The organism is Streptosporangium oxazolinicum, assembly GCF_039537505.1.
Classification (GTDB): Bacteria; Actinomycetota; Actinomycetes; order Streptosporangiales; family Streptosporangiaceae; genus Streptosporangium; species Streptosporangium oxazolinicum.
On the sequence record NZ_BAABAQ010000004.1, the window covers coordinates 117,488 to 142,188 of the forward strand.

The 24,701-nt window shown below is 69.8% G+C and carries 28 protein-coding genes and 1 pseudogene; 13 read left to right on the top strand and 16 right to left on the bottom strand.

Annotation, left to right across the window (positions count from 1 at the left end; genetic code table 11):
- Nucleotides 1–236: 236 nt before the first annotated feature.
- Nucleotides 237–836, bottom strand: a complete 600-nt coding sequence (locus tag ABD817_RS13475; protein ID WP_344918207.1) for a TetR-like C-terminal domain-containing protein — start codon at nt 834–836, stop codon at nt 237–239.
- An 89-nt stretch (nt 837–925) separates the two neighbouring features.
- Here ABD817_RS13475 and ABD817_RS13480 point away from each other — a divergent pair, with 89 nt between their 5' ends.
- Both ABD817_RS13480 and ABD817_RS13485 read left to right on the top strand, forming a co-directional pair.
- Nucleotides 926–1,411 carry an FBP domain-containing protein gene (locus tag ABD817_RS13480; RefSeq protein WP_344918208.1) on the top strand — a complete coding sequence of 162 codons (486 nt, stop codon included), beginning with the start codon at nt 926–928 and terminating at the stop codon, nt 1,409–1,411.
- Nucleotides 1,408–2,607 (top strand): GDSL-type esterase/lipase family protein, encoded by a 1,200-nt coding sequence (locus ABD817_RS13485; RefSeq protein ID WP_344918209.1) that lies wholly within the window; start codon nt 1,408–1,410, stop codon nt 2,605–2,607. Before ABD817_RS13480 ends, ABD817_RS13485 begins: the two co-directional genes overlap by 4 nt.
- A gap of 304 nt (nt 2,608–2,911) precedes the next feature.
- Here the strand turns inward: ABD817_RS13485 and ABD817_RS13490 are convergent, their stop codons facing one another.
- Nucleotides 2,912–3,151, bottom strand: a complete 240-nt coding sequence (locus tag ABD817_RS13490; RefSeq protein ID WP_344918210.1) for a hypothetical protein — start codon at nt 3,149–3,151, stop codon at nt 2,912–2,914.
- 158 nt (nt 3,152–3,309) lie between these two features.
- Here ABD817_RS13490 and ABD817_RS13495 point away from each other — a divergent pair, with 158 nt between their 5' ends.
- Complete coding sequence (locus tag ABD817_RS13495) at nt 3,310–4,545, top strand: sensor histidine kinase (RefSeq protein WP_344918211.1); 1,236 nt, start codon at nt 3,310–3,312, stop codon at nt 4,543–4,545.
- Entirely contained in the window at nt 4,542–5,204 is a 663-nt protein-coding gene (locus tag ABD817_RS13500) for a response regulator transcription factor (RefSeq protein WP_344918212.1), read from the top strand. The genes ABD817_RS13495 and ABD817_RS13500 overlap by 4 nt, the downstream gene beginning before the upstream one ends.
- Before the next feature lie 354 nt (nt 5,205–5,558).
- On the opposite strand, the gene ABD817_RS13505 is transcribed toward ABD817_RS13500, so the two are convergent.
- Complete coding sequence (locus ABD817_RS13505; protein ID WP_344918213.1) at nt 5,559–5,813, bottom strand: hypothetical protein; 255 nt, start codon at nt 5,811–5,813, stop codon at nt 5,559–5,561.
- Nucleotides 5,814–6,202: 389 nt separating this feature from the next.
- On the opposite strand from ABD817_RS13505, the gene ABD817_RS13510 reads away from it, so the two are divergent.
- The 3 genes from ABD817_RS13510 to ABD817_RS13520 are packed head-to-tail and all read left to right on the top strand — an operon-like array spanning nt 6,203 to nt 7,235.
- Complete coding sequence (locus ABD817_RS13510) at nt 6,203–6,481, top strand: helix-turn-helix domain-containing protein (RefSeq protein ID WP_344918591.1); 279 nt, start codon at nt 6,203–6,205, stop codon at nt 6,479–6,481.
- Nucleotides 6,478–6,651 (top strand): hypothetical protein, encoded by a 174-nt coding sequence (locus ABD817_RS13515; protein WP_344918214.1) that lies wholly within the window; start codon nt 6,478–6,480, stop codon nt 6,649–6,651. The genes ABD817_RS13510 and ABD817_RS13515 overlap by 4 nt, the downstream gene beginning before the upstream one ends.
- A 56-nt stretch (nt 6,652–6,707) precedes the next feature.
- Complete coding sequence (locus tag ABD817_RS13520) at nt 6,708–7,235, top strand: hypothetical protein (RefSeq protein ID WP_344918215.1); 528 nt, start codon at nt 6,708–6,710, stop codon at nt 7,233–7,235.
- Nucleotides 7,236–7,344: 109 nt separating this feature from the next.
- On the opposite strand, the gene ABD817_RS13525 is transcribed toward ABD817_RS13520, so the two are convergent.
- Entirely contained in the window at nt 7,345–7,707 is a 363-nt protein-coding gene (locus tag ABD817_RS13525; protein ID WP_344918216.1) for a hypothetical protein, read from the bottom strand.
- A 157-nt stretch (nt 7,708–7,864) separates the two neighbouring features.
- On the opposite strand from ABD817_RS13525, the gene ABD817_RS13530 reads away from it, so the two are divergent.
- Nucleotides 7,865–8,395 carry a hypothetical protein gene (locus ABD817_RS13530; protein WP_344918217.1) on the top strand — a complete coding sequence of 177 codons (531 nt, stop codon included), beginning with the start codon at nt 7,865–7,867 and terminating at the stop codon, nt 8,393–8,395.
- Between the two features lie 27 nt (nt 8,396–8,422).
- A complete protein-coding gene (locus ABD817_RS13535; RefSeq protein ID WP_344918218.1) occupies nt 8,423–8,965 on the top strand; it encodes a hypothetical protein in 543 nt (180 codons plus the stop codon).
- Between the two features lie 625 nt (nt 8,966–9,590).
- Here the strand turns inward: ABD817_RS13535 and ABD817_RS13540 are convergent.
- On the bottom strand, nt 9,591–9,761 hold the full coding sequence (locus ABD817_RS13540; protein WP_344918219.1) for a hypothetical protein: 171 nt from the start codon (nt 9,759–9,761) through the stop codon (nt 9,591–9,593).
- 272 nt (nt 9,762–10,033) lie between these two features.
- On the opposite strand from ABD817_RS13540, the pseudogene ABD817_RS13545 reads away from it, so the two are divergent.
- Nucleotides 10,034–10,201 (top strand): annotated as a pseudogene (locus tag ABD817_RS13545) (hypothetical protein); the annotation flags it as partial.
- A gap of 40 nt (nt 10,202–10,241) precedes the next feature.
- Here ABD817_RS13545 and ABD817_RS13550 read toward each other — a convergent pair.
- Nucleotides 10,242–10,541, bottom strand: coding sequence for a hypothetical protein (locus tag ABD817_RS13550; protein ID WP_344918220.1), 300 nt, complete (start codon nt 10,539–10,541; stop codon nt 10,242–10,244).
- Between the two features lie 265 nt (nt 10,542–10,806).
- Nucleotides 10,807–11,409, bottom strand: coding sequence for an Rv1352/Rv1906c domain-containing protein (locus ABD817_RS13555; RefSeq protein WP_344918221.1), 603 nt, complete (start codon nt 11,407–11,409; stop codon nt 10,807–10,809).
- A 338-nt stretch (nt 11,410–11,747) separates the two neighbouring features.
- Here ABD817_RS13555 and ABD817_RS13560 point away from each other — a divergent pair, with 338 nt between their 5' ends.
- Nucleotides 11,748–12,152, top strand: coding sequence for a GntR family transcriptional regulator (locus ABD817_RS13560; RefSeq protein WP_344918222.1), 405 nt, complete (start codon nt 11,748–11,750; stop codon nt 12,150–12,152).
- A 252-nt stretch (nt 12,153–12,404) separates the two neighbouring features.
- Here ABD817_RS13560 and ABD817_RS13565 read toward each other — a convergent pair whose 3' ends face one another.
- Both ABD817_RS13565 and ABD817_RS13570 read right to left on the bottom strand, forming a co-directional pair.
- Nucleotides 12,405–13,652, bottom strand: coding sequence for a class I SAM-dependent RNA methyltransferase (locus ABD817_RS13565; protein WP_344918223.1), 1,248 nt, complete (start codon nt 13,650–13,652; stop codon nt 12,405–12,407).
- 67 nt (nt 13,653–13,719) lie between these two features.
- Nucleotides 13,720–15,762 (bottom strand): APC family permease, encoded by a 2,043-nt coding sequence (locus ABD817_RS13570; protein WP_344918224.1) that lies wholly within the window; start codon nt 15,760–15,762, stop codon nt 13,720–13,722.
- 116 nt (nt 15,763–15,878) lie between these two features.
- On the opposite strand from ABD817_RS13570, the gene ABD817_RS13575 reads away from it, so the two are divergent.
- Nucleotides 15,879–16,544 carry a potassium channel family protein gene (locus ABD817_RS13575; RefSeq protein WP_344918225.1) on the top strand — a complete coding sequence of 222 codons (666 nt, stop codon included), beginning with the start codon at nt 15,879–15,881 and terminating at the stop codon, nt 16,542–16,544.
- The gene (locus tag ABD817_RS13580; protein WP_344918226.1) at nt 16,544–17,215 is read left to right on the top strand and encodes a potassium channel family protein; all 672 of its coding nucleotides are present in this window, start codon (nt 16,544–16,546) and stop codon (nt 17,213–17,215) included. The genes ABD817_RS13575 and ABD817_RS13580 overlap by 1 nt, the downstream gene beginning before the upstream one ends.
- Before the next feature lie 261 nt (nt 17,216–17,476).
- On the opposite strand, the gene ABD817_RS13585 is transcribed toward ABD817_RS13580, so the two are convergent.
- From ABD817_RS13585 to valS, 7 genes are all read right to left on the bottom strand, one after another.
- Nucleotides 17,477–18,139: a DUF3159 domain-containing protein gene (locus ABD817_RS13585; RefSeq protein WP_344918592.1), complete on the bottom strand. Its 663-nt coding sequence runs from the start codon at nt 18,137–18,139 to the stop codon at nt 17,477–17,479.
- Nucleotides 18,140–18,172: 33 nt separating this feature from the next.
- Entirely contained in the window at nt 18,173–18,565 is a 393-nt protein-coding gene (locus ABD817_RS13590) for an OB-fold nucleic acid binding domain-containing protein (RefSeq protein ID WP_344918228.1), read from the bottom strand.
- 49 nt (nt 18,566–18,614) lie between these two features.
- Nucleotides 18,615–19,289 (bottom strand): DUF3710 domain-containing protein, encoded by a 675-nt coding sequence (locus ABD817_RS13595; protein WP_344918229.1) that lies wholly within the window; start codon nt 19,287–19,289, stop codon nt 18,615–18,617.
- A gap of 174 nt (nt 19,290–19,463) precedes the next feature.
- Nucleotides 19,464–19,907 carry a dUTP diphosphatase gene (gene dut / locus ABD817_RS13600; protein WP_344918230.1) on the bottom strand — a complete coding sequence of 148 codons (444 nt, stop codon included), beginning with the start codon at nt 19,905–19,907 and terminating at the stop codon, nt 19,464–19,466.
- Nucleotides 19,904–20,458: a PaaI family thioesterase gene (locus ABD817_RS13605; protein WP_344918231.1), complete on the bottom strand. Its 555-nt coding sequence runs from the start codon at nt 20,456–20,458 to the stop codon at nt 19,904–19,906. Before ABD817_RS13605 ends, dut begins: the two co-directional genes overlap by 4 nt.
- Nucleotides 20,459–20,469: 11 nt before the next feature.
- The gene (locus ABD817_RS13610; RefSeq protein ID WP_344918232.1) at nt 20,470–21,714 is read right to left on the bottom strand and encodes an AI-2E family transporter; all 1,245 of its coding nucleotides are present in this window, start codon (nt 21,712–21,714) and stop codon (nt 20,470–20,472) included.
- 445 nt (nt 21,715–22,159) lie between these two features.
- A complete protein-coding gene (gene valS, locus ABD817_RS13615; RefSeq protein ID WP_344918233.1) occupies nt 22,160–24,697 on the bottom strand; it encodes a valine--tRNA ligase in 2,538 nt (845 codons plus the stop codon).
- Nucleotides 24,698–24,701: the final 4 nt, after the last annotated feature.

Here is a 24,701-nt window from a genome sequence, read left to right on the forward strand (position 1 = left end):
TGACCAGGGCCTGAGCCGCACGGATCGTGGAATCAGCACGAAGGGGAGTAGCCGCCGTCCGACACCCCGATCGTCAGCACGGTCCCCGTACGCAGGGGGACCCGGCTCGCGCGGAGCGGGCACCGGACACGTCCAGCCGCGCGGTCGCGTTCGCGCGCCCGCCATCACGGCGTACGGCTCGCGCGGGGCGGGCACCGGCCACGTCCGGCCACACGGCCGCGTTCGTGCCCTCGCCGTCACGGTGTGCGGCTCGCGTCGGCGTCGTCCGCACCCGTCGGCCAGCTACGGAGCGCGACGTCGAGCGTGTCGAGCACCCGGCTCCAGGACTCGTCCGCGCCGCGCGGGTGATGGCGGAAGCCACCCGCCTGTTCCAGGCTCACGAACCCGTGGAAGACGCTGCCCAGCAGCCGGACCGCGTCGGTCTGGTCGGGCTCTGCCAGCGCGTAGCCGCGCAGGATGGCCCGCGTCATGTCCGAGTGCCGGCGCGCCGCGCTCGCCTTCGCGGTCTCCGGGTCGAGCTCGACCTGCGTCGCCGCGTACCTGCCCGGATGCTCCTTGGCGTAGTCGCGATAGACGTTGGCGAAGGCGACCAGCGCGTCCTTGCCCGCCCGGCCGGCCAGCGCCGCCGCGCCCCGGTCGGCGAGCTCGGCCAGTGCCAGCACGGCCACCCGGACCCGTAGCTCGTGCGCGTTCCTGATGTGCGAGTACAGGCTCGCGTCCTTCACGCCGAACCTGCGCGCGACCTCCGAGACGGTCACGTTTGCCAGCCCCACCTCGTCGGCGAGCTCCGCCGCCGCCTCGGCCAGCCGTTCGACGGTCACTCCGGCACGCGCCACGCGCCATCCTCTCCCCTAGGTTACCTAGGAGTCCTAGGAAAAAACTTAATAGTTTGCTGTCTCAGCATACTAGAGCTAGCTTTTCAGCTATGAGAGCGATTTCCGAACACGAGATCCGTGCCTCTTTCGTCAACTGCACCAAGGGCGAGGTCAAGCGTCTCGCCGTCCCCAGGGACCTTGACGCCCGGCCGTGGGACGACCTGGACTTCCTCGGCTGGCAGGACCCCTCCTCCCCCGGCCGCACCTACCTGGTCGCCGAGCACGGCGACCGGCTGGTCGGGGTGGCGCTGCGGCGGGCCTCCCCGCATGCCGGGCACGTACGGCGCAGCATGTGCTCGCTCTGCCTGACCACGCACACCGGCGACGGCGTGTCGCTGATGACCGCCCGCCGCACCGGTGGCAACGGCGACTCCGTGGGCGCCTACATCTGCACCGACCTGGCCTGTTCCCTCTACCTGCGCGGCAAGAAGGACGTCGGACCCGGCGGGCGGATGCCCGAGTCGCTCACCCTTGAGGAGAAGATCGACAGGACAGCGGCCAACGTGACCGGGTTCCTCCGGAAGGTGACCCAGTGATCGACATCCCCATCACCCCCGACCTCGTACGCGGCGCGCTGGAGCTGGAACGCACCGACCACGGCCTGCTGCCGCACCGGCTGCCGGCCCGCGCCCGCGCCCAGTTCCCCGACGCCTACCTCGCCTCCGTGGAGGCCCAGCCCTCGGGGGTACGCCTGGCCTTCCGCACCCGGGCCACCGTCATCGAGCTGGACGTGCTGCCGACCAAGGTCATCCATCCCGGCTTCCCCGAGCCGGAGGACGGTGTCTACGACCTGCTCGTCGACGGCCACCTGACCGGCCGGAGCACCGCCACCGTCACCGGCACCGGCACCGGCCGGCCCGTCCGGGAGAGGACGGCCCGCTTCACCGGCGCGCCCACCCCCGAGCGGACGACCCGGTTCACCGGCCTGCCCGATCGCGAGAAGGACGTGGAGATCTGGCTGCCGCTGCGCGAGATCACCGAGCTGGTCGCGCTGCGCGCCGACGCCCCGCTCACGGCCACCTCCGGCGGGGGCCGCCGGGTGTGGCTGCATCACGGCAGCTCCATCAGCCACGGCTCGGCCGCCGACGGCCCCAGCACCACCTGGCCGGCGCTGGCCGCCACCCGAGCCGGGGTGGAGCTGATCAACCTGGGCCTGGGCGGCAACGCCCTGCTCGACCCGTTCACCGCCCGCGCCATGCGCGAGACCCCCGCGGACCTGGTCAGCGTCAAGATCGGCATCAACCTGGTCAATCACGACCTGATGCGCCTGCGCGCCTTCGGCCCGGCGGTGCACGGCTTCCTCGACACCATCCGCGAAGGCCACCCCGGCACGCCCCTGCTGGTCGTCTCGCCGATCCTGTGTCCCTTCCTTGAGGACACCCCCGGCCCCATCGCACCGCACTTCGACGGCGGGCGGCTGACGTTCCGCTCGGTGGCCGTCCCGCAGGATGGCGAGGACGGACGCCTCACGCTCACCGTCATCCGCGACGAGCTGACCCGTCTCATCGCGCACCGGGACGACCCGAACCTGCACTACCTGGACGGTCGCGCCCTGTACGGCGAGGCCGACTACGCCGAGTTGCCGCTGCCCGACGAGCTCCACCCGGACCCCGCCGGCCACCGCAGGATCGGCGAGCGCTTCGCCGCCCTGGCCTTCGGAGGCCACGGCCCGTTCACCGGCACCGGCGACCGGAAAGGGGCGGTGGATCGCGATCGGGCCTTGGGACGATGAGGCCGCGAACGCGGCCTCCAGGGACCGGCTGCCGGCCGGATTCACCGATCTATCACCGATCCCGGACAGGATCTTGGGTGGGTCCCGTCGAAGGCGGGCACCGCCGTTCCCCTTCTCCTGCGGCCGGGCTCTCGTGGCCGGGGGCCGGGCGAGCGGCCTCACCGGCCCCACGTCGGTGAGGCCGTCCGCCCCTGGCGGGCCGGGTGTCCGAGGCGTCATAGTCACGAGTCACGCTTGGCGTCGCCCCCCTCAGATCGGACCGATCTGCTCGTGTCCGCTGGGGAGATACACCTCACCCTCGCGGTCACCTGCGACCCCGCCGGGCGACGGTGTCACCGGCCACGCCCACCGCTAGGCCGAGGACGATCATGACGACGTAGCTGTAGATCTCGTAGCCGCCGGGGACGAGGAAGCGCACGAAGCCCATGAAGTGGATCCAGCCGAACCACTCGTGCAGGAGGCCGCTCGCGCCACCGACGACGAAAACAAAGCAGAACAGGCCGGACAGGGCCGCGAGGAAGGACTTCGGGGTGGTGGAGGTCATGGTCCGACGGTAGGTGTGTGGTGCCGGGCGCGGGATCGGGCTCAAGATGGCCGGGCGGTGACCGAGGTTGGCCGTCGGCGGGCTCGACGTCGTACTTAAGTATCCGGTCGCGGAACGAATGCCCGGTCGCGGGCGGGGTCCGCGTAAATTTCTGGATTATGCGCCGTATCCACCGCACCCGCCGCGACCGGGTCGCCGACGTGGCGCTGTTCCTCCTCGCCGCCTGCTTCGCCGCCGTGAGCTCGCAGACCATACCGGTTCCCGAGGACCTCGATCCCGTGTGGCGGGACGTCGACCAGGTGGTCGGCGGGCTGGGGTGCGCGGCGGTACTCCTGCGGCGGCGCTGGCCGGTGCCACTGGCGGTGGCGCTGCTGCTGGCGGGCACCCTCACGCACTACCTGACCGGCCCGGCGATGGTGGCGGTGTTCACGGTGGCCGCGACCCGGCCGTGGCGGGTCACGGCGTGGGTGGTGGCGCTGGCCTTCACCCCGCTGCCCGTCTTCCTGTGGCGGGTGGCGGAGCTGCCCGAGGAACGGGTGGGATCGGCGCTGACGTACTTCGCGCTGATCGCCGGGGCCATCGGGTGGGGCCTGTTCCGGCGCTCCCGGCAGCAACTGATCGCCTCGCTGCGGGAGCGTGCGGAACTGGCCGAGGCGGACGCGGAGTTGCGGGCCGAGTGGGCCCGGCGGGAGACGCGGGAGGAGATCGCCCGTGAGATGCACGACGTCCTCGGCCACCGGCTGTCGATGCTGAGCGTGCACGCTGGGGCGCTGGAGTTCAACCCGGACGCGCCCCGGCCGGAGATCGCGCGGGCCGCCGGGGTGATCCGGGAGAGCGCCCACCTGGCCCTGCGCGACCTGCGCGAGGTGATCGGGGTACTGCGGGCCGAATCGGAGGAGGGCGAGCGACCGCAGCCGGAACTGACGGACCTGGCCCGGCTGGTGGCGGAGGCGCGGGCGACGGGCGGCCGGATCGAGCTGACCGGGCCGCCGGACGGGCCGGTGCCACCGCCCCTGGTGGGACGTACGGCGTACCGGATCGTGCAGGAGGCGCTGACCAACGCGCGTAAGCACGCGCCCGGCGCGGCGGTCGCGGTGGAGGTGAGCGGCGACCCGGCCGGCAGGCTGGCGGTGGAGGTCCGCAACGCGCAGCCGCCGGGACCCGTTCCGGTCTCCGGCGCGGGCGGGAGCGCGGGTGGGAGTACGGATGGGAGTACGGGCGGCGGGCAGGGACTGATCGGGCTGGCCGAACGGGCCCGGCTGGCGGGCGGTGAGCTGACGGCCGGCCCCGTCGACGGCGGGTTCCGGGTGCGCGCCTGGCTCCCCTGGCCCACGACGGACCTCGCGCCCACCGTACGTCCCAGGTCCGGCGGCCAGGAGGGGGGAACGAGGTGATCCGCGTCCTGCTGGTCGACGACGACGCGATCGTGCGGGCCGGGCTGCGCCTGATGCTGGGCGGCGCCCCGGACATCGAGATCGTCGCGGAGGCCGCCGACGGGGCCGAGGTGCCCGCGCTGGTCACCGCGTACGAACCTGACCTGGTGCTGATGGACATCCGGATGCCGGGCGTCGACGGGCTGGCCGCCACCGAGGGGCTCCGGGCCCGGCCCGGCACCCCGGAGGTGCTGGTCCTGACCACCTTCCACACCGACGCGCACGTGCTGCGGGCACTGCGCGCCGGCGCGGCCGGGTTCCTCCTCAAGGACACCCCGCCGCAGGACATCGTCACGGCGATCCGGACGGTGGCCGCCGGAGATCCGGTGCTCTCCCCCGCCGTCACCCGGCGGCTCATCGAGCAGGTGGCCGACGGCTCCGGGCTAGACGACCGGGCCGCTGCCGCGCGGGCCCGGCTGGCGCTGCTGGCCGAGCGGGAGCGGGAGGTGGCCCTGGCGGTCGGGCGCGGCCGCTCCAACGCGGAGATCGCGCGGGAGCTGCATCTGGCGCTGCCGACGGTGAAGACGCACGTGTCACGGATCCTGACCCGGCTGGATCTCAACAACCGGGTCCAGATCGCCCTGCTGGTCCACGACGCGAGCGCGCCGGGTCACCGGTAGGACCACCGATCACACCGCCGGGTCACCGGTGGGACCGCCGCCCCACCGTCGGACCGCCATCGGACCACCGACGGCTCTCCGGTGGAGACCGCTGTCACAGCGTCGGCCTCACCCGCTGAGCGATATCTCGGCTGCCGGTCACCGATCCCGCGGGCCTTCGGACGGCGCGCCGGGAAAGACGCGGAACAGGGCGCGGCGCAGGGTGGTGGCGAAGGATTCGGTGTTGCCGGGCTCACGCCAGTGCCGCCCCGCCACCTTCGGGTGGCGGGGCCGCCTCAGGTTTCCACCACGGCGTACGGGAACGGCGGGGCATTCGACATCTGGCCCTACCAACGGCCCTCTCGTCGAGGTCTCTCAGGTGATGTAGACCTTGAAGCGGTAACCGAACGAAGGGGAGCCCAGGCAGGGGCCGGTCGGGTCACCGTACGCGAGCATGATCTCCCGCTCCGCCAGGCACTCCTCCAAGGTGGGATAGGGGCCGAAGACAATCTCCCAGCGCTCGGACGCGCTGGTGTGATTGACGGCGGAAGCGGGTGCGGCGCCGGCCAGGGCGCCGACGCTCACCGCTGCCGCGAGGACGACAGCGGCGTGGAGTCTGCGGATCTTCACTGGGGGTTGCTCCTCACGAATCCGTCTGGTGGGGAGAGCACCTCAAGGTGAGCATGGATCGCCGAGGGCGAGGAGTTACCGGTTCTCCATATTGCGGTTCCGTGGCGCGTCTCCTCGCGAGTGTTTTCACGGGTCCTGATGACGACGCCCCACCGGCCCGAGGAAGGCGGGGCGCTGGTGCGCCCGGGGCTGCCCGATTCCGGTGACCTTCGCCCCGCGACCGGACCGCTCGCAGGGCGTTTCCGTGATCGTGCGCATTTCCTGCGCGAAGATCTTGGAAAACGCTGACGCACGCTGAAACATGATGGGTTGCATAACACCAGGTCAGGCGCTATATCGATTCACTGACCAGGTGCGCCACGCACTCCACGTGGTGGGTCGCCACCAACATCAAGCAGCACCGGGAAGCCCAGCGCCTCACCTACGCCGAGCTCTCCGGCCGCCTGGCCGCGCTCGGCCGACCCATCCCCGTCCCGGGCCTGCGCCGCATCGAGCACGCCGAGCGGCGGGTGGACGTCGACGACCTCACCGCGATCGCCCACGTCCTCGGCCTCACACCCGCCGACTTCCTCAGGTCCGCCGCTGAGTGCCAGGTCTGCCGGGACCAGGCGCCGCCGGGGTTCCAGTGCCTGACCTACGGCACGTTCACCCCGGCGGCTGCCCCGTGAGCGATCCGAGCGCCCGCCTCAACCTCGGCCGGTGCCCGGACTGCGGCCGGGTCCGCTACGAGACCCGGGCCAAGGCCCGACGGGCCGCCCGCCGCACCCTGCACCGCGGCACGCACATGCGGCCCTACGCGTGCGGCGGCTACTGGCACCTCGGCCACATCGCCCCCTGACCCCGGCCTGCACCACCACATCTCACATGCCGGGCAATCCGTGGCAGAGTGTCCGGATGGATGCCACAGACTGGTCGGCCGTCATTGCGGGCATAGCCCTGGTGGCTGGGACCATCGTGTCGGCCGCGTCGTGGATGGCCGCCCGCCGATCGGCTGCGGCAGCAGAGAGCATGACCGCGATCGAGCGAGAACGCCGTCACCGCGATGACCGACCCGTTATCTCCATCACGTGCATTCCCGTAATGGGAGGTGGCTCAGAGCTGGAGCTGCTTCTCACCGGCCCTCAGGGAGTGGAAGCAGCGAAAGTCGAGCGCCTGGAGATCCAAGACGGTGAACCCTGGGCGAACCCAGTTGCCCCAGGAGCGACCCGGGAAGAGCTGGCCGTCCACGTCCGAGGCCCGTACGAGTTCAAGAGCGGACTTAAAGGGCAGACCTCAGGCGGCCGGACAGTCGAGCCGTTCACACTGACCGTTGGTTACCCGCACAAGCTGCTGCTCAGGGAGACGAGTCCTCCGCTGAACAGCGGATCCCGGAAAATGTGTGGCAGCAGGACGTCCATACTCTGCCCCTGCGGATGGCGCTGACGTGCACTCAGGAGGGATATGACGAGCCGTGGCGGTACGTCCACCCTGAGATCCCAGTGAGCAACCAGCTGCGCCCTCCGCAGAGACTCTGAGCCACTACGACCTGGTCTTATCCCACCAGCCCATGTACTCGCTCAGCGAGTTGCATCAGCCCTTCGAGCACTGCGAGCGCTTCAGCTGAGTGCCCCAGAGCCTTGGCCCCTTCCAGCCACGCACGGGCCATGCTCACCTCGGCCACCGTCGGCATCGGCAGGTTGGCGACCACGGCCTGCCCGGATGCCTCCGCCGAAGCAATTCCATCCGGGCTGACGATCTGGACGGACAAGCTGTCCGTCGCCCTTCCCTCGTCGAACAGGGTCACATGCCTATCCACAGACCGCGTCTCCAACATCGCGACCGTGGCGTCTACCGCGCGCTGAAGCGCCTTGAAGACCTCCAGAACCTCAGGCGGAACCTCGAACTTCTCCGTCACGCACATCCCCCCATAGATGATTTATCGGCGCGGAACGCTCGCGCCTGGCCAGGTACCGTACCCCTCGCCCACCTCCGCGCCTGGTCGTTATCGATTCCACTTAGTAATCAGTGCTCTGATACCGCACCATGAGGCAGGAGTCCGAGGAGGGATCGCCGTGTCCGAGGTGAGAGGCGGCAACGGCCGCTACGACCGCGACCCCGACGTCGCCGCCCGCGACGCCGAAGCCTGCCGACTCCGCGCGCAGAACCTCACCTACCAGCAGATCGCCGACCAGCTCGGCCTCACCTCCAAGTCCTCCGCGTACGAGGCGGTGCAGCGCGCCCTCAAGGAGACCGTCGCCGAACCCGCCGAGGAACTTCGCCAGCTGGAGCTGATGCAGCTCGACGAGCTCGCCCGCGCCGCCCGCGGGGTGCTGGAGGCCCGGCACTACGTGGTGTCGCACGGCAAGATCGTGCGTCTCGGGCAGCCGTTCATCAACGACGACGGCGCGGCCGAGGTGGACGACGGCCGCGGTGAGCCCCTGGCGGACGACGCCCTCGTGCTCGCGGCGATCGACCGACTCCTGCGCATCCAGGAGCGCCGGGCGAAACTCCTCGGCCTGGACATCCCAGTGAAGCAGCTGGTCGGCGGCGACATCGCGATCACGTACAACTTCGAGGGCGTAGACCTCGCCAGCCTCACATAGTGATTAAAGACCGGCCATACTGAGGCAATGGCATGGGAATGGGTATCGCCTGTAGCAACCGGCGCAACCGGCGTCGTCGGAGTGGTATTCACATGGTGGGCTGGCCACCAAGGGCGCAAGCATGCCGAACAAGTGGCCTTGCAGAACGCCTCTGCTGGCCTGAGGCAGGCGAGAGAAGCACGCCAGGCCGCTGCTTATCTCGACGTCTTAACGACAGTTGAAGGAACAACCACGTCTATCGGCCTGCTCACTTCGGTCGTTAAGTTCCTTGGAGAAAAAGCTCCACCTCTTCCCGACCCAGGTGAACAGGTTGCCGCCAGCGCCAAGATGGCTCTCTATGGCTCTCAAGCTGCACAAGTCGTGTACGCAGAGTGGCTTCAGCACGTCGGAAATCTGCTAAATAACCACGAGATGCTGGAGGTTCTAAGTAAGAACGACGAAGAAGATGAAGAGGACGACGACCCCAGTCTCCCTTACAAACTCCAGCAGCAACAAGAGGTAAGCCGTAAAGCCATGGACGCGGCAGCCAAGAAGCTCCAACGGCAGATGAACAGCGAACTCACCTCTTAAATCGGCCCGACCTAACAACGCCACACCCAAACAATCGCCATCCTGGATATCAATGAATACTCCAAGCGTTTTGACCGAAGCTGCTATTTTGGCTCAAGTCAACAAGGTGGTTGGCGTCATCATCGCCCTAATCGGTGCTCTCGTCGCAGCACCTGACGGCACTCGCCTGATCTTCCGAACCTCCGCAAACTGGCTTCGCATCCAAGTCAACCGCTTCCGCAAACCCCCGACGAAGATCATCCAGATAGGGATGGCGGAAGAAAGTAGCGCCGCTGGAAGCATGACGGTCAAAAAGTCCGGTTACGCCTGGACACCTGATGCCCCTGTCGATGAACGCATTGAGACGCTTCGCGCTTACATCGCCGACGTCGAAACGCGCCTCAACGAAGCCCTCAGCGCACTGGGCCAAGAGCGGGCTGACCGGGAGGCGGCCGTCACCGAGCTTGCCCGATCCGAGAGTCCGAACGTACGAATGCCCCCGCCCTCCGTATTGGAGGGCGGGGGCGTTTCCGCGTTCACCGGGTTCCGCTGCCCTTGCAGAGGCGGCAGCTTCGTCAGGGGTGATTCGGCTTCTGAACATGGCCGGACGCTCGCCCTGCAACTTCGGCGGACGTCCCGGTGGGTGCTAGAAAGGACCGTCGGAGCACATCATCGGCTTGCCGTCGATGACGCACGGGTACCACTTGAGGTCGCGCGGCTGGGCCTGGGCGGTGCCCGCAGTCGCAAAACCGACGATCATCAGCGCCGCAGTGGTGGTGGCGGCGAGGGCCACCGTACGCCTGACGAGAGTTCTCATTGAATCCCCTTCCATCGCTGTGTGCTGCAGGATCAAATCAAGAGCCTCTGCAAACCCACTTGTAAGTCACTGGGAGGGGCCGATGTGCGCGAGGCCCGGTTGACCGCGCTGGAGACGATGAACCGGCACCCGTGGTGGGCGGCGGTGCGCGACCGGCACGCCGGCCAAGACGGCTCTGTGGAAAGCGGCCCGAGGCTGACCGAACATGAGGTGCCGCACCGAGTGCGGCACCTCATGTTCGAAAGCAGTTACAGATGCCCCTTGGCTTTGACGGACTGGGCAAATACCGCTGGGTCGTCGAGCAAACCTTCGCCCTACTGCACTGGTTCCGGCGACTACGCATCCGCTGGGAAATCCGCGACGACATCCACGAAGCGTTCCTCCGCCTGGAATGCGCCATCATCTGCTTCCGACGAATGACCAACCTGCAACTCTGTTAGGAGTTCTTAGGGGCCGGCCCTATTGCACCTTCGGGACTATTCAGCTGATCCAGCACTCCGGAACGCCGTTCCGGTCGTCGCACCTTGCCTCCTGCAGGTTCGTAATCTTGGTCCAGACCCCCGCCGCGTGCCAGACCCGGGAGGTGAAGGTCATGTAGTAGCCCCGGTCGTTGAACGTGAAAGCGTCAACGTCGATGTTCCCGCCCCCGTAGTGGGCGCCCGGTGCTAGGTACCGCTGGTCACACGGCGCGTGCCACCACGAAGCGGTGGAGCCGCCATCCTTGTTCCACACGTCGCAGTAGCCCGACTTTCCCGTCCCGAGGGTGGTGGTGATGTACATCCCCCAGGGCGTGAGATTCGTGGCCTCCCCGCAGGGGGTCAACGAACCGCATCCGCCCATGACGGTCACAGGATCTGGTTCTGAGGCCTGAGCAGTTGGGCTCAATGTGAGCGCGCCAGCACAGCTGACTGCCGCAGCGGCCAAAGCAACTGCCGCCCGCATCTTCGTTCTCATTGTTCCTCCACTGATCTGGGCCAAGCCCAACGCTTGTCCCTGCCGAAATGAACTGTTGTCACATGGAACCTAAGTAATGATCACTATTTATTTATGATTTTGACAACCTGCAAGGTTCCAGGTTGTTGCTGAGGTGTTGATCAGGTAAGGGAACGTGCGGTCGAGCACCGGCGACCGAGCCGATTCGCCCCCACCCCAGGGACCCTCCCCGTACGCTGGCGCGCATCCAGTTGCCGCACCCCTCGCTCTTGAAGCCCTCGCCTCGCCTGAGCGTCACCGTGATGCCTCGCGGCGCGTTGCTCACGAAGTCGTTCGCGATCGTGTCCCCCGCGCCTGTCGAGCGTTCCCAGTAGCAGTCGGTGACCCGGCCGGGCGTCGTCCGGTAGGTTCCGGCCTTGATTTCCTTGCCGACCTCGTAGACGCCATCGGGAAACCCACCCTGGGCCCTGCGCAGCACCGGCAGGTATTTCGGGCACAGGTGCTTGATCGCCGCCCGATAGTCGGCATCGTCCCACTCGTTCTCGATGATCGCGTCAAGGGTCGGCGGACCGCTGAAGCCGCCCTCGCTCCAGTCGCCCTCGGCATCCCCCTCGGTCTGACCGCAGATATCGCGACCTTCCTCAATGACCGAAGAGTCGAAGGTGATCGCCCCGCTGGCGTCGGGCTCGTTGCCGAGGGCCTTGAGGTACGCCACCTCCTGAGGAGTCAGGACCGTTTCGCTGGGCGACGGTGTGGGGGCGGTGGTCGAGCTGGTCTCCCTCGATGGAGTGGTGAGGACAGACTGGGGCGCGGCAACTTTCGAAGCGCATCCGGACACGAGGGCAGCGAGTAGGGCGATAGGTACGACCCTCCGCACAGTGACTCCTGGTGAGGGATTGGGAGCGGAGAGTAGACGCGATGGGGTGCGGGCCGGTTGTCCCATCAGGTAGCGAACCGGGACGGACTAAGTACCTGTCCATACATCTGTCTATAGCCCGCCGTGCGTCGGTATGCAGGCGTAGGGCCGGACGATGATCACCATACGGTGCTGCCGTGCGCGAGATAGATCACCACTCGGAGACGCCCGTCTACCGCCAGGTCGCCGACTCCATCCGAGCCGATATCCAGAGCGGCCGCCTTCGACCCCGGCGCCCCCTGCCGTCCGAGAAGCACCTCCAGCAGGAGTACGGCGTCGCCCGCGATACGGTGCGCCGTGCGATTGGCCACCTCGCCGAGCTCGGCCTGGTGCGCACGGTCGCTGGCCGGGGAACGTTCGTGCGGGCGGCGGAGGTGACCGTGGTGGGGGCGGAGCCGGGGATGCGCATCTTTACGCGGCCTCCCACGGGCGCCGGGGCCGAACTGGACCTCGCCGAGGGTGTCTGGGTCCTGGTGATCGAGCGGGCCGACGGGGGCGTTGAGGTGCTCCCTGGGGACGCGGCGGAGATTCGGCTGGAATAGCGAAAGGCTCCCGCGGTGGAGCGGGGGCCTTTGCTCGGCCGCGCGGCGAGAGTGACTCCCCTACGCGGCCGTACCGGGACCCTACGTGTTTGGCGGTTTCCGGCCTACCCCCTGGTACGTATCGGTCGGGTCACCGGTCTACTCGCTGTGATGGGCTCACGCTTCCATGATCGTGCGCATTTCCTGCGCACGATCATGGAAAACGCTGACGCACGCTGAAACATGACCTGTTGCATAACACCAGGTCAGGCGCTATATCGATTCACTGACCAGGTGCGCCACGCACTCCACGTGGTGGGTCATCGGGAAGGCGTCGAAAGCCCGCAGGTCGGCGAGGCGGTAGCCCCGCTCGGCGAACCAGGCCAGGTCCCGGGCGAGGGTGGCCGGGTCGCAGGAGACGTACACGATCCGGGTCGCCTGGAGGGTGGCCACCTGGTCGACGACGTCGCGGCCCAGGCCCGCCCTGGGCGGGTCGACGACGACCAGGTCCGCGCGCTCGATGCCGAAGCGGTCGAGGGCGTTCTCCACGCGTCCCCTGGCGAAACGGGCCTGGGGCAGGTCACGAAGGTTGCGCTCCGCGTCACGGACCGCCACGGACTCGGACTCGACGCCGAACACGGCCCCCTCGGGGCCGACCGCCTCGGCCAGCCCGGCGGCGAACAGGCCGACACCGCAGTAGAGGTCGAGGGCCCACTCGCCCGGCTGCGGGGCGGCGAACTCCAGGACGGCGTCCAGCAGGGTCGCGGCGGCGCCGGGGTGCACCTGCCAGAAGCCGCTGCCGGTGACCTGGAAGTCGCGGTCGGCGACGCGCTCGACGAGATGGTTGCGGCCGTGGACGACACGGCTGCGGCCCTTGCCCTCGTCGACGAAGACGGCCACGCTCGTGTCGAGGTCGGGGACGGCTACCGTGCGCCGGGGCTTGGGGGCGACCACGACCGCCTGGTCACCGGTGGTTGAGGCGATGACCTCCACCGAGGAGGCGTTGCGCCAGTTCATCACCTCGGCGCCGACGTTCTCCACCTCGGGGTGGGCGATCAGGCAGGCGTCCACCGGCTCGACGTCGTGGGAGCGGTGGCGGCGCAGGCCCAGGCCGCCCTCGCGGTCGACGGCGAACTGGACGCGGGTGCGCCAGCCGAGCCCGTCCGGGGCTCCGGGGACCTCCTCGACGGTGCCCTTCCAGTCGATCGAGGCCAGGCGCTTGAGCTGCTCGGCCACCACGTCGGCCTTCAGGCGGCGCTGGGCGTCGAGGGAGGCGTGCTGCCAGTCGCAGCCGCCGCAGCGGCCGGGGCCCGCGAACGGGCACGGCGGGGTCACCCGGTCCGCGGAGGGCTCCAGGATCTCGACCGCGTCGGCCCGCAGGAACCGGGAGGTCTCCTCGGTGACCTCGGCGACGACGCGCTCACCGGGCAGCGCGTGCCGTACGAAGACGACCCGGCCGTCATGGCGGGCGACACACCAGCCACCGTGCGCCACCGGTCCCACCGTCAGTTCGATCGCCATGGCCGTCGCCCCCAAGAGAAATTCGTCGTCGGTCGAGCCTCCTCGCGTCAGGAGCGCACACGAAAGGTTATGCCTTGACGTCCTCGTTCCGTGCCGCCTCCTGGCGCGGACGGCGTACGGCGCCCGGCGCGAAGGGCTCGGGGCGGCCCTTGAGCCGGTCGGAGGAGTGCAGCTGCCAGGGCACGCTGATGACCATCACGCCTGGCTGGAACAGCAGGCGGCCCTTCAGGCGCAGCGCGCTCTGGTTGTGCAGGATGTGCTCCCACCAGTGGCCGACGACGTATTCGGGAATGTAGACGCTCACCACGTCCCGGGGGGAACGGCGGCGCAGCGACTTGACGTACTCCAGGACCGGCCGGGTGATCTCGCGGTAGGGCGAGTCGAGCATCTTCAGCGGCACCGGGATACCGCGCCGCTCCCACTCCTCCTGCAGCGCCCTGGCCTCCGGGCCCTCCACGCCCACGGTGACCGCCTCCAGCGTGGAGGGCCGGGTGGCGCGGGCGTAGGCGAGGGCGCGCAGGGTCGGCTTGTGGATCTTGGAGACCAGGACGACAGCGTGGTTGCGCGCGGGCAGCATCGTCTCGTCCACCTGGGTGTCGTCGGCGACGGCGAGCTCGGCGGCCACGTTCTCGTAGTGGCGGTGGATGCCCTTCATCATCAGGAACAGCACCGGCATCGCCACGCAGACGATCCACGCCCCGTGGGTGAACTTGGTGAACAGCACCACCACCAGCACCACGCCGGTCATGACGCCGCCGAAGAAGTTGATCGTCCGCGAACGGAACATCTGGTGCCGGACCTTCGGGTCGCTCTCGGTCCTCAGGTGCCGGGTCCAGTGCCTGACCATGCCGATCTGGCTCAGCGTGAACGACACGAAGACGCCCACGATGTAGAGGTTGAGCAGGCGGCTGACGTCGGCGTCGAAGCCCCACAGCAGCAGGCAGGCCCCGGCGGCGAGGATCACGATGCCGTTGGAGAAGGCGAGCCGGTCGCCCCGGGTGTGCAGCTGGCGGGGCAGGTAGCGGTCCTGGGCCAGGATCGAGCCGAGCACCGGGAAGCCGTTGAAGGCGGTGTTGGCGGCCAGGAACAGGATGAGCGCGGTGACGGCGGCGATGACGAAGAAGGGCAGCGAGCCGTTGCCGAAGACCGCGTCGGCCACCTGGGCGATGATCGGCTGCTGGTAGTAGCCGGGCCCGGCGGGCCTGCCGTCGATCAGGACGTCGCGGTAGGCGACGGCGGGGTCGGCGACCTTGACGCCCGAGGCCAGCCCCAGGGTGATGATGCCGACGAACATGGTCACCGAGACCAGGCCCATCATCAGCAGGGTGTTCGCGGCGTTCCTGCTCTTGGGCTTGCGGAAGGCGGGCACGCCGTTGCTGATCGCCTCGACGCCGGTGAGCGCGGCGCAGCCGGAGGAGAACGCGCGCAGGATCAGGAAGGCCGCCGCGAAGGAGGTCAGATTGGACTGCTCGGCGACGATCTGGTACCCGGAGGTGGGGGCGTGCAGCTCGTCACCGAGGACGAGGACGCGGAAGCCGCCCCACGCGACCAGGCCGAGGACGGCGAACATGAAGGCGTAGGTGGGGATCGCGAAGGCCGCGCCCGACTCGCGGATGCCGCGCAGGTTCACCAGGGTGAGCAGCACGACGATCACGATCGCGACCAGCGGCTTGTGCTGGGCGACGTACGGGATGGTGGCGCCCACGTAGTCGACGCCGTTGGCGACCGACACCGCGACGGTCAGCACGTAGTCGACCATCAGGGCGCTGGCGACGGTCAGACCGGCGTTCGGGCCGAGGTTGACGGTGGCGACCTCGTAGTCGCCGCCCCCGCTGGGGTAGGCGTGCACGTTCTGCCGGTACGACGCCACGACGGTGAGCATCACCCCGACGACGGCGAGGGCGACCCAGGGGCTGAAGTGGTAGAAGGAGACTCCCGCGAGCGAGAGGATGACCAGGATCTCCTGCGGGGCGTAGGCCACGGAGGAAAGGGCGTCACTCGCGAAAACGGGCAGCGCGATGCGCTTGGGGAGCAGCTGCTCGTGCAGCTGTGTGCTGCGCAGCGCCCGCCCGATGAACAGGCGTTTGACAAGGTCCGTCACCTTCGACACGTCTGCAGATGCTAGTCGTTATTACTCGGCCCCACTCACGCGGCACTCCTGGGGCGGTCCATACTGGCTGAATACATCGGGAACAAGATCCGCCTCACAGCGACCGGCGGGGGAGCATGCATATCGTGATCATGGGGTGTGGCCGGGTTGGTTCGACCCTGGCGCACATCCTTGAGGACAGCGGCCACTCGGTCGCGATCATCGACCGTGACCCGCAGGCGTTTCGCCGTCTGCGGGCGGGTTTCCGGGGTCGCAGGGTGACCGGGATCGGCTTCGACCGGGACGTCCTGGAGGAGGCCGGCATCGAGGCGGCGGGCGCCTACGTGGCGGTGAGCAGCGGCGACAACTCGAACATCATCTCCGCCAGGGTCGCCCGCGAGACGTTCGGCGTGGACAACGTCGTGGCCAGGATCTACGACTCCCGGCGCGCCGAGGTCTACCAGCGGCTGGGCATCCCCACCGTGGCCACGGTCCGCTGGACCGCCGACCAGATCCTGCGCCGCGTCCTGCCCGAGGGCGCCGAGCCGCTCTGGCGCGACCCCAGCGGGTGCGTGGTGCTGGCCGAGGTGGCCTACCACCCCGGCTGGATCGGCACCCCGACGAGGGATCTGGAGGCCGCGGCGGGCACCCGCCTGGCGTTCATCAACCGGATCGGCGACACCCTGCTGCCCAGGAACGACTCGGTGGTGCAGGAGGGCGACGTGCTGCACGTCATGGCGGTCGAGGCCGACATGGACCGCATCAACAAGGTGCTGTCCGGGGCGCCGGAGGAGGAGCACTGATGCGCGTCACCATCGCGGGCGCGGGAGCGGTCGGCCGGTCGATCGCCGCCGAGCTCCTGGAGAACGGCCACGAGGTCCTGCTCGTCGACATCGACCCCAAGGCCATCAAGATCGATACTGTGCCGCGGGCGGAGTGGCTGCTCGCCGACGCCTGCGAGATCTCCTCGCTGGACGAGGCGGGCCTGGCCGAGTGCCACGTGGTCGTCGCCGCCAGCGGCGACGACAAGGTCAACCTCGTGGTGTCGCTGCTCGCCAAGACGGAGTACGGCGTGCCGCGCGTGGTCGCCAGGATCAACCACCCCAAGAACGAGTGGCTGTTCAACGAGTCGTGGGGCGTCGACGTGGCCGTCTCGACCCCGCGCCTGCTGAGCGCGCTGGTCGAGGAGGCGGTCAGCGTCGGCGACCTGGTGCGGCTGATGACCTTCCGCCAGGGCCAGGCGAACCTGGTCGAGCTCACCCTGCCCGAGGACGCGCCGGTCGTCGGCCAGCGCGCCGGCTCGGTGCCGTGGCCCACCGACACCGCCCTGGTCGCGATCCTGCGCGAGGGCCGGGTGCTGGTACCCACCGCCGACGACCCGCTGGAGGCCGGTGACGAGCTGATGTTCGTGGCCAGTCAGGAGGTCGAGGAGGAGCTGGCCGAGCTCCTGTCCCCGCACCGCACGCCCCGCTGAGCCGGTCCTCCAGCACCGCACCCGGCGGGCTGGCCCGAGAGGACCGGCCTCCGGGGGGTACGGGAAAGCCCTCCGCGAAGGCGCGGAGGGCCGTGAGACCCGGGGCGGGGACCCGGCCAGCCGATCAGGAGACCGCGGGCCACACCGGAGCTCTACCGCGAAGGACCGCGAAACCCGTAGCCGGGCCCGCTGATCAGGAGGTCGCGGGCCACACCGAGGTTCTCCCGCGAAGGACCGCGGAACTCAGGACGGGCCCGCCGGTCAGGAGGTCGCGGGCTGCACCGGGGTTCTGCCACGGGCCAGGACCCACACCATGGCGGCGAGTGCCGCGATCTGGAGCGGCCAGCCCATCGCGATCTTGAGGATGCCCAGTTCGGCGACCGCGTCGTCCCGGCCGATCAGGTAGACGGGGAGCTGCACCGCCACCCGGACCACGCACGGGATCATCAGCAGCCAGGTGAGCCTGGTGCACAGCCTCACCACGGCCGGATCCGCGCGCCACGCGGTCGGGTCACCGGTGACGGATCCGATGAGGAAGCCCACCACCGGCCATCGGGTGACGATCGACAGCAGCATCACCACGGAGTAACCGGCGTTGTAGAGGATGCCCGGCAGGAAGACGTCCTCCGCCTGGCCGGTACGGGAGGCGAAGAACGCGCCGATGCCGATGCCGATCAGGCTGTTGATCACGAACTGCGGCGTCGAGCGCTGCAGCAGCCGCACGGCGAGCAGCAGCACCGCGGCCGAGATGCTGACGATCAGGGACTGCTTCAGGTCCGAGGTGGCGATCCACATGCCGGTGAAGGCGATGGTGGGCACGGCTGCCTCGATGACGCCCCGCACTCCGCCGAAGGCCTTGGCAAGCTGGCTGCGGATCGCGGCCTCGACCGTGTCGTGCGCGGCGGTCTCGCCGGTGGTGGTCATCTTCTCGCTCACCGTCTCGTGATCGTCGATTACTCACGCACCGGCCGCTGGGCGCAGCTCGTAGCGCGGATTGAACATGACTTTGCGGCCATCCTGCACGCTGACGAGCCCTTCCGCCAGCACCAGGCGCCCCGGCTCGATACCCGCGATCTTCCTGCGGCCCAGCCATATCAGGTCGATCACATCGGAACCATCGTAAAGCTCCGCCTCCAGTGCCGGAGCGCCCCCGCGAGGACGCAGCGTCACCGTCCGCAGGGTGCCGGTCACGCAGAAGCGGCGGCGCACGCCGCACGAGACGATGGGCGTGGCGCCGTGACGATCGAGATCCTGCTGAAGCTCGTCGGCCTCCAGCTCGGCCTGACCGGCGGTGAGCCGACGGAAGAATCCCCGCAAACCGCCTTGTTTATGCGGCTCCTGAGAACCCACGGACCTCTCCTTCACACACGGGTCGAACCAGCGTACGCGATCCGGCACGTCATCGAATCTCGGCGATCTCCGGCCCCCGGTCGAACGGGTTGAGATCGGGCACCTCGCCCCCGGCGGCCTGCTGTTCCGCGGCCTGCCTGGCCTCGGGCGGCAGCCGGAGCTCGATCGCCTCCTTGGGGGCCATCGGCTCGTCGCCGCGTACCACGACTATGTCCCGGACGACACCCTCCAGCGTCGCGGCGACCCCGGCGTCCTCGGCGGCCTTGCCGCTGATCACCGCGCGCAGGAACCAGCGCGGCCCGTCCACCCCGATGTAGCGGACCGGCTGCTCGCCGCCCTCGGCCGGGATCCTGGCGGCCAGCTCGACGCCGAACGTCCCCTCACGCTCCTCGGCGGTGCCTCCGGCGCCCTTGACCCCCTCGGCCAGCTCGGCCCTGACCTCGTCCCAGATCCCGCTCCGCTTGGGCGCCGCGAAGGCGTGCACCTGCAGAGCGCTCCCGTCGAACAGGACCACGGCGCCGACGATCTGGTCCCCGGCCAGGTTGAGCTGCACCTCGAAACCGGGATCGACCGGCAGGCGCATGCCTCCGAGGTCGACCCGCTCCCGCTCGGGGTGGGGTTCGTCCGCGTCCCACGGGCCCGACTCCCGCGACGGGACCCGCTCGACCTCTTCCGCCACGGCCTTGGCGGCCGGGGCCTTCTCACGACGGCTACGTCCGAACACTTTCCTCACGCTCCTTGAAGATTCACTGGTCACTCGTTCTCCGCCGGGCGCGGCGGGCGGTCTCCGGGGCCGACGGCGCGCCCCGCTCCCGGGTCACCGCCGGTCATCCCGCCCACCTCGCCGGGGTCACCGCCTCAGCGTCCGTCACTTCCTGTCAGCGCCTGCTGGCGCCTGTCAGCGGCCGGTGGACCCGAACCCGCCGGCGCCCCGCGCCGAACCCGGCAACCGGTCCACCTCGTGGAACACCGCCTTCTCCACCTTCTGGATCACCAGCTGCGCGACCCGGTCTCCCCTGCGCAGCCGTACGGCGCTCTTGGTGTCGGTGTTGATCAGCGTCACCCTGATCTCGCCCCGGTATCCCGCGTCGACGGTGCCGGGCGCGTTGACGAGCGTCACGCCGTGCCTGACGGCCAGGCCCGAGCGCGGGTGGACGAACGCGGCGTACCCGTCGGGCAGGGCGATCGCCAGCCCGGTGCCGACCACGGCCCGCTCTCCGGGGAGGAGCTCGACGTCCTCGGCGGCGTGCAGATCCGCGCCCGCGTCGCCCGGGTGGGCGTACGAGGGCGGCGGCAGGTCGGCGTCAAGCCGGTGGATCAACACCTCGACGGTGTGGGTCACGGGTTCACCTCGTACTCGTGGTGCTCGTCGGCGATCTTCTGGATGTCGCCGTGCCTGGCGAAATGCTCCATGCCCACCTCGACGAAGAGCGCCGCGGCCCGCACGGCGACCGGCCCGTCCGGGGAACCGATCCGTCCCTCAGCCTCAAGGTACGCCTTCCTGCCGGACATGCCGCCGCACCAGGCTCGCAGATGCAGGACGGTGCCGACCGGGACCGGCGCGAGATAGTCGGTCTCCAGCCGGCCGGTGACGTAGGGGCGCTGGAAGAGCCACACGGACATGCCGATGACCTCGTCCATCGCCGCGGCGAGCACGCCGCCGTGCGCCAGGCCCGGCGCGCCCTGGTGGGTCTCCTCCACGGTGAACTCGGCGACCACCGTGACCCCGTCGGGGGTGAGGGCGGTCAGGTGCAGGCCGGTCGGGTGTTCGTCACCGCAGCCGAAGCAGCGGCTGTAGTGGGAGCCGAGCGGGGTGCCGGGGGCGGGCGCGCCGGGAAGCGGGCCCGGACGGATCGCGTCCGGCGGGGGGGTGGTCAGGGCGGAACGGGTCACGGGGCAGAACGTTACCCCCTGGGCTGCGGTGATTCCTCATTCACCGGTTTTCCCGCCGCACCGGCCGGCTCCGGCCCACTGGAAGGCCCACCGGAAGGCCCACCGGGACCGGCGCCCGGACCACCGGGGCCGGGAGGCCCACCGGGATCGGGGCCGCCTGGTCCGGCGGGGGGCGGTGGCACCGGTGGCAGTGCCGGATGGGCGTCACCCCTGAGCTCCGGCAGCGCACGGTAGATCACCGCGGCCACCGGCACCGCCACGGCGGCCCCGGCGATGCCCGCCAGGATGCCGCCCACCGCCAGCACCAGGATGATCGCCAGCGGGTGGAAGTGCAGCACCCTGCCGACGATCAGCGGCTGGAGCACGTGGTTCTCCAGCTGCTGCTCCACCACCAGGATGCCGAGGAAGATCAGCGCGTAGATCGGGCCCTTGGCGCCGAGGGTGACCAGGGTGGCCACGGCACCGGCGAAGAAGATGCCGACGATGGGGATGAAGCTGGCCAGGAAGATCAGCACCGCGAGCGGCGCCCAGAGCGGCACGCCCATCCCCGCGAGCACGATGCCCATGATCACGCCGTGTACGGCGGCCACCGCGACCGTGCCCTGCACGTAGTGCGAGAGCGTCACCCAGGCCGCCCGGCCCGCCCTGTCGACGCGGGGCGCGACCCCGCCGAAGCCCTTGAGGAACCACGACCAGATCCGGTCGCCGTCCTTGAGCAGGAAGAACGTCACGAACAGCAGCAGCACGATGGAGGCCAGCACCTCCAGCGCCACCGTGGCGCCGGTGAGGACCGTCTGGGTGATCTGGTTGCGCTGGGTGGTGATCTGCTTGCCGATCTCGTCGACCCAGCTGGTGATCTGGGTCGGCTGCAGGTGCAGGGGCCCGGTGTAGAGCCAGTTCTCGACGGTCTTGGCCGTCTCGCGCACCTGGTCGACGAGGCCGGGGAACTCGTCGTTGGCACGCACCCCGATGATCCAGCCGGTGCCGCCGAGCACGGTGAGCGCGATGATCATCGTGAGCCAGGTCGCGTAGATGGGCCGCATGCCCATCCTGCCGAACCGCCGGGTGAGCGGGAACAGCAGCGCGGTCAGCAGGAGCGCGATGGCCACCGGCAGCACCACGATGCGCAGCGTCGCGATGAACTGGGCGAAGTAGAAGACCGCCCAGCCGATGATGATCAGGCAGAGGCTCCACATCGCGATGCGCAGCAACGTGCGAGGCACCAGGCTGGTCAGGCGTTCCCGATCGGAGATCACGTGTTCAGACTGTCACGCCGCGCAGGGAAATGCGCGGGGGTTGCCGACGGGACACGAAAAGCGGTGGCCCGGTCGTGCGGCCGGGCCACCCGGCGTGCCTCGGGGACCGGCCCCACCCCGCGGAGGTGGACGCCCACCCACCGGGGCGGGCGCCCGCCCCGCCGGGGTCGACGCCCGCCCGGTCAGGGGCGGGCTCTCACCCGGCCGAGGTCAGCGCTCGTCCGGCGGGCGGGAGATCACCCTGTCTTCGAGGTAGCAGCTGCAGTTGCCACATCCTGGCGGCATGCCCGTCCTCCTCTCAGCTGTGCTGCCTCGACCGTACGGCAGGATTCCCCGACGGGAAGGACAGATTCGCGTGCGCGCCCGGGGACGCTCCCCTGGTCGGCCGGGCGACGAGCCGGATCCCACCGGGAGGCGTCCACCCGCGTCCTCACTGTCAGGACTGTCAGGTGAGGGCGACCTCCACGAGCAGGTCCCCCTCGTCCTCGCGGAGCACGAACTCGTCGATGACGCCCGCGCCGCACAGGTCGTCCTGCGCCCGGCGCACGAGGGCGGCCCCAGCGCCGGTGACGGTGAGCCGGGCGACCTCCGCGCGCATGGAGAGGCGGGCGTCGGACTTGGCCTTGCGGACCCGGCCGAGGACGGCGGCCACCACGGGCAGCAGCTCGGGATCGCCTCCGCGCTCGCGCACGGAGGCGATCTGGGGCCAGGCGGCCCGGTGCACCGAGCCCTCACGCCACCAGGACCAGACCTCCTCGGTGACGAAGGGCAGGAAGGGGGCGAACAGCCGGAGCATGACGTCGAGCGCCTCGCGCAGCGCCGCGTGCGCCGAACGCGCCGCCGCGCTCTCGTCGCTCCCCTCGTTCGCGTCGTCGTAGGCCCTGGCCTTGACCAGCTCCAGGTAGTCGTCGCAGAACTCCCAGAAGAACCGCTCGGTCCGCTCCAGTGCGCGGGTGTAGTCATAACCCTCGAACGCCTCGGTGGCCTCGTGGACCACCTCCGACAGCCGGGCCAGCATCGACAGGTCGATCGGCTCGGTGACCTCCCCGCCGCCCTCGCCCAGGCCCAGGACGAACCTGGAGGCGTTCAGGATCTTGATGGCCAGGCGGCGGCCGACCTTGATCTGGCCGGTGTCGAACGCGGTGTCGGTGCCGGGACGGCCGCTGGCCGCCCAGTAGCGGACCGCGTCGGAGCCGTACTGCTCCAGCAGGCCGAGCGGAGTGACCACGTTGCCCCGGGACTTGGACATCTTCTTGCGGTCGGGGTCGAGGATCCACCCGGAGATCGCGACGTCGCTCCAGGGCAGGGTGCCCCCCTCCAGGTGGGCGCGGACCACGGTGGAGAACAGCCAGGTCCGGATGATCTCGTGGGCCTGCGGGCGCAGGTCCATCGGGAAGACCCGCTCGAACAGGTCCCGGTCGCGCTCCCAGCCCCCGGCGATCTGCGGCGTCAGCGAGGAGGTCGCCCAGGTGTCCATGACGTCCTGGTCTCCGAGGAAGCCGCCCGGCTTGCCGCGCTGGTCCTCGGTGTAGCCGGGCGGGACGTCGGTGGACGGGTCGATCGGCAGCGCGGACTCCGGCGGCGCGATCGGCGCGGAGCGATCGGGCTCGCCCTCGTCGTCCAGGGGGTACCACACCGGGATGGGCACGCCGAAGAACCTCTGCCGGGAGATCAGCCAGTCGCCCGCCAGGCCCTGCACCCAGCTGTCGTAGCGGACCCGCATGTGCGGCGGGTGCCAGGACAGCTCCGCGCCGCGCGTCAGGAGCGCGTCGCGCAGGGCGAGGTCGCGCCCGCCGTTGCGGATGTACCACTGGCGGGTGGTGACGATCTCCAGGGGCCGGTCGCCCTTCTCGTAGAACTTCACCGCGCGCCGCACCGCCCGCGGCTCGCCCTCCATGCCGCCCGACGCGCGCAGCAGCTCCACGATCCGCTCGCGGGCGCCGTGCACGGTCCTGCCCGCCAGCTCCGCGTACGGCTCCGGCGGCACGCCCTCGGGGGCGTCCGGCAGCAGCCTGCCGTCCCAGCCGATGACGGCGCGGGTGGGCAGGTCGAGCTCGCGCCACCAGACGACGTCGGTGACGTCGCCGAAGGTGCAGATCATCGCGATGCCGGAGCCCTTGTCGGGCTCGGCCAGGTGGTGGGCGAGCACCGGCACCTCGACGCCGAACAGCGGTGTCCTGACCGTGGTGCCGAACAGGGGCCGGTACCGCTCGTCGTCGGGATGGGCGACGAGCGCGACGCAGGCGGGCAGCAGCTCGGGGCGGGTCGTCTCGATCCAGACCCGGTCGCCGAACCCCCTGGCCCGCTGCTCCTCCGACAGGCCGAAGCCCAGCCGGTGGAAGGCGCCGGGCCACTCGCGGTCCTCCAGCTCGGCCTGGGCGACGGCGGTGCGGAAGGTGACGTCCCACAGCGTGGGGGCCTGCGCCACGTACGCCTCCCCCCTGGCCAGGTTGCGCAGGAAGGCGCGCTGGGAGGCGGCCCGCGCGGCGTCGCCGATGGTGGCGTACGTCAGCGACCAGTCGACCGACAGGCCCAGGCGGCGCCAGAGCTCCTCGAACACCTTCTCGTCCTCGACGGTGAGCCGCTCGCACAGCTCGATGAAGTTTCCGCGCGAGATCGGGATCTGCCGCTTGGGGTCGGGTCTGGCCGGGGGCTCGAACGAGGGGTCGTAGGCGATGGAGGGGTCACAGCGCACGCCGAAGTGGTTCTGCACCCGGCGCTCGGTGGGCAGGCCGTTGTCGTCCCAGCCCATGGGGTAGAAGACCTCGCGCCCGCGCATGCGCTGGAAGCGGGCGACGGTGTCGGTGTGGGTGTAGGAGAAGACGTGGCCGACGTGCAGGGAACCGGAGACGGTCGGCGGCGGGGTGTCGATCGAGTAGATCTCCTCGCGGGTGCGCGACCTGTCGAAACGGTAGGTCCCCTCGCTCTCCCAGCGGCCCGACCATACGGCTTCCAGGCCATCGAGAGTCGGTTTCTCGGGCATGGGC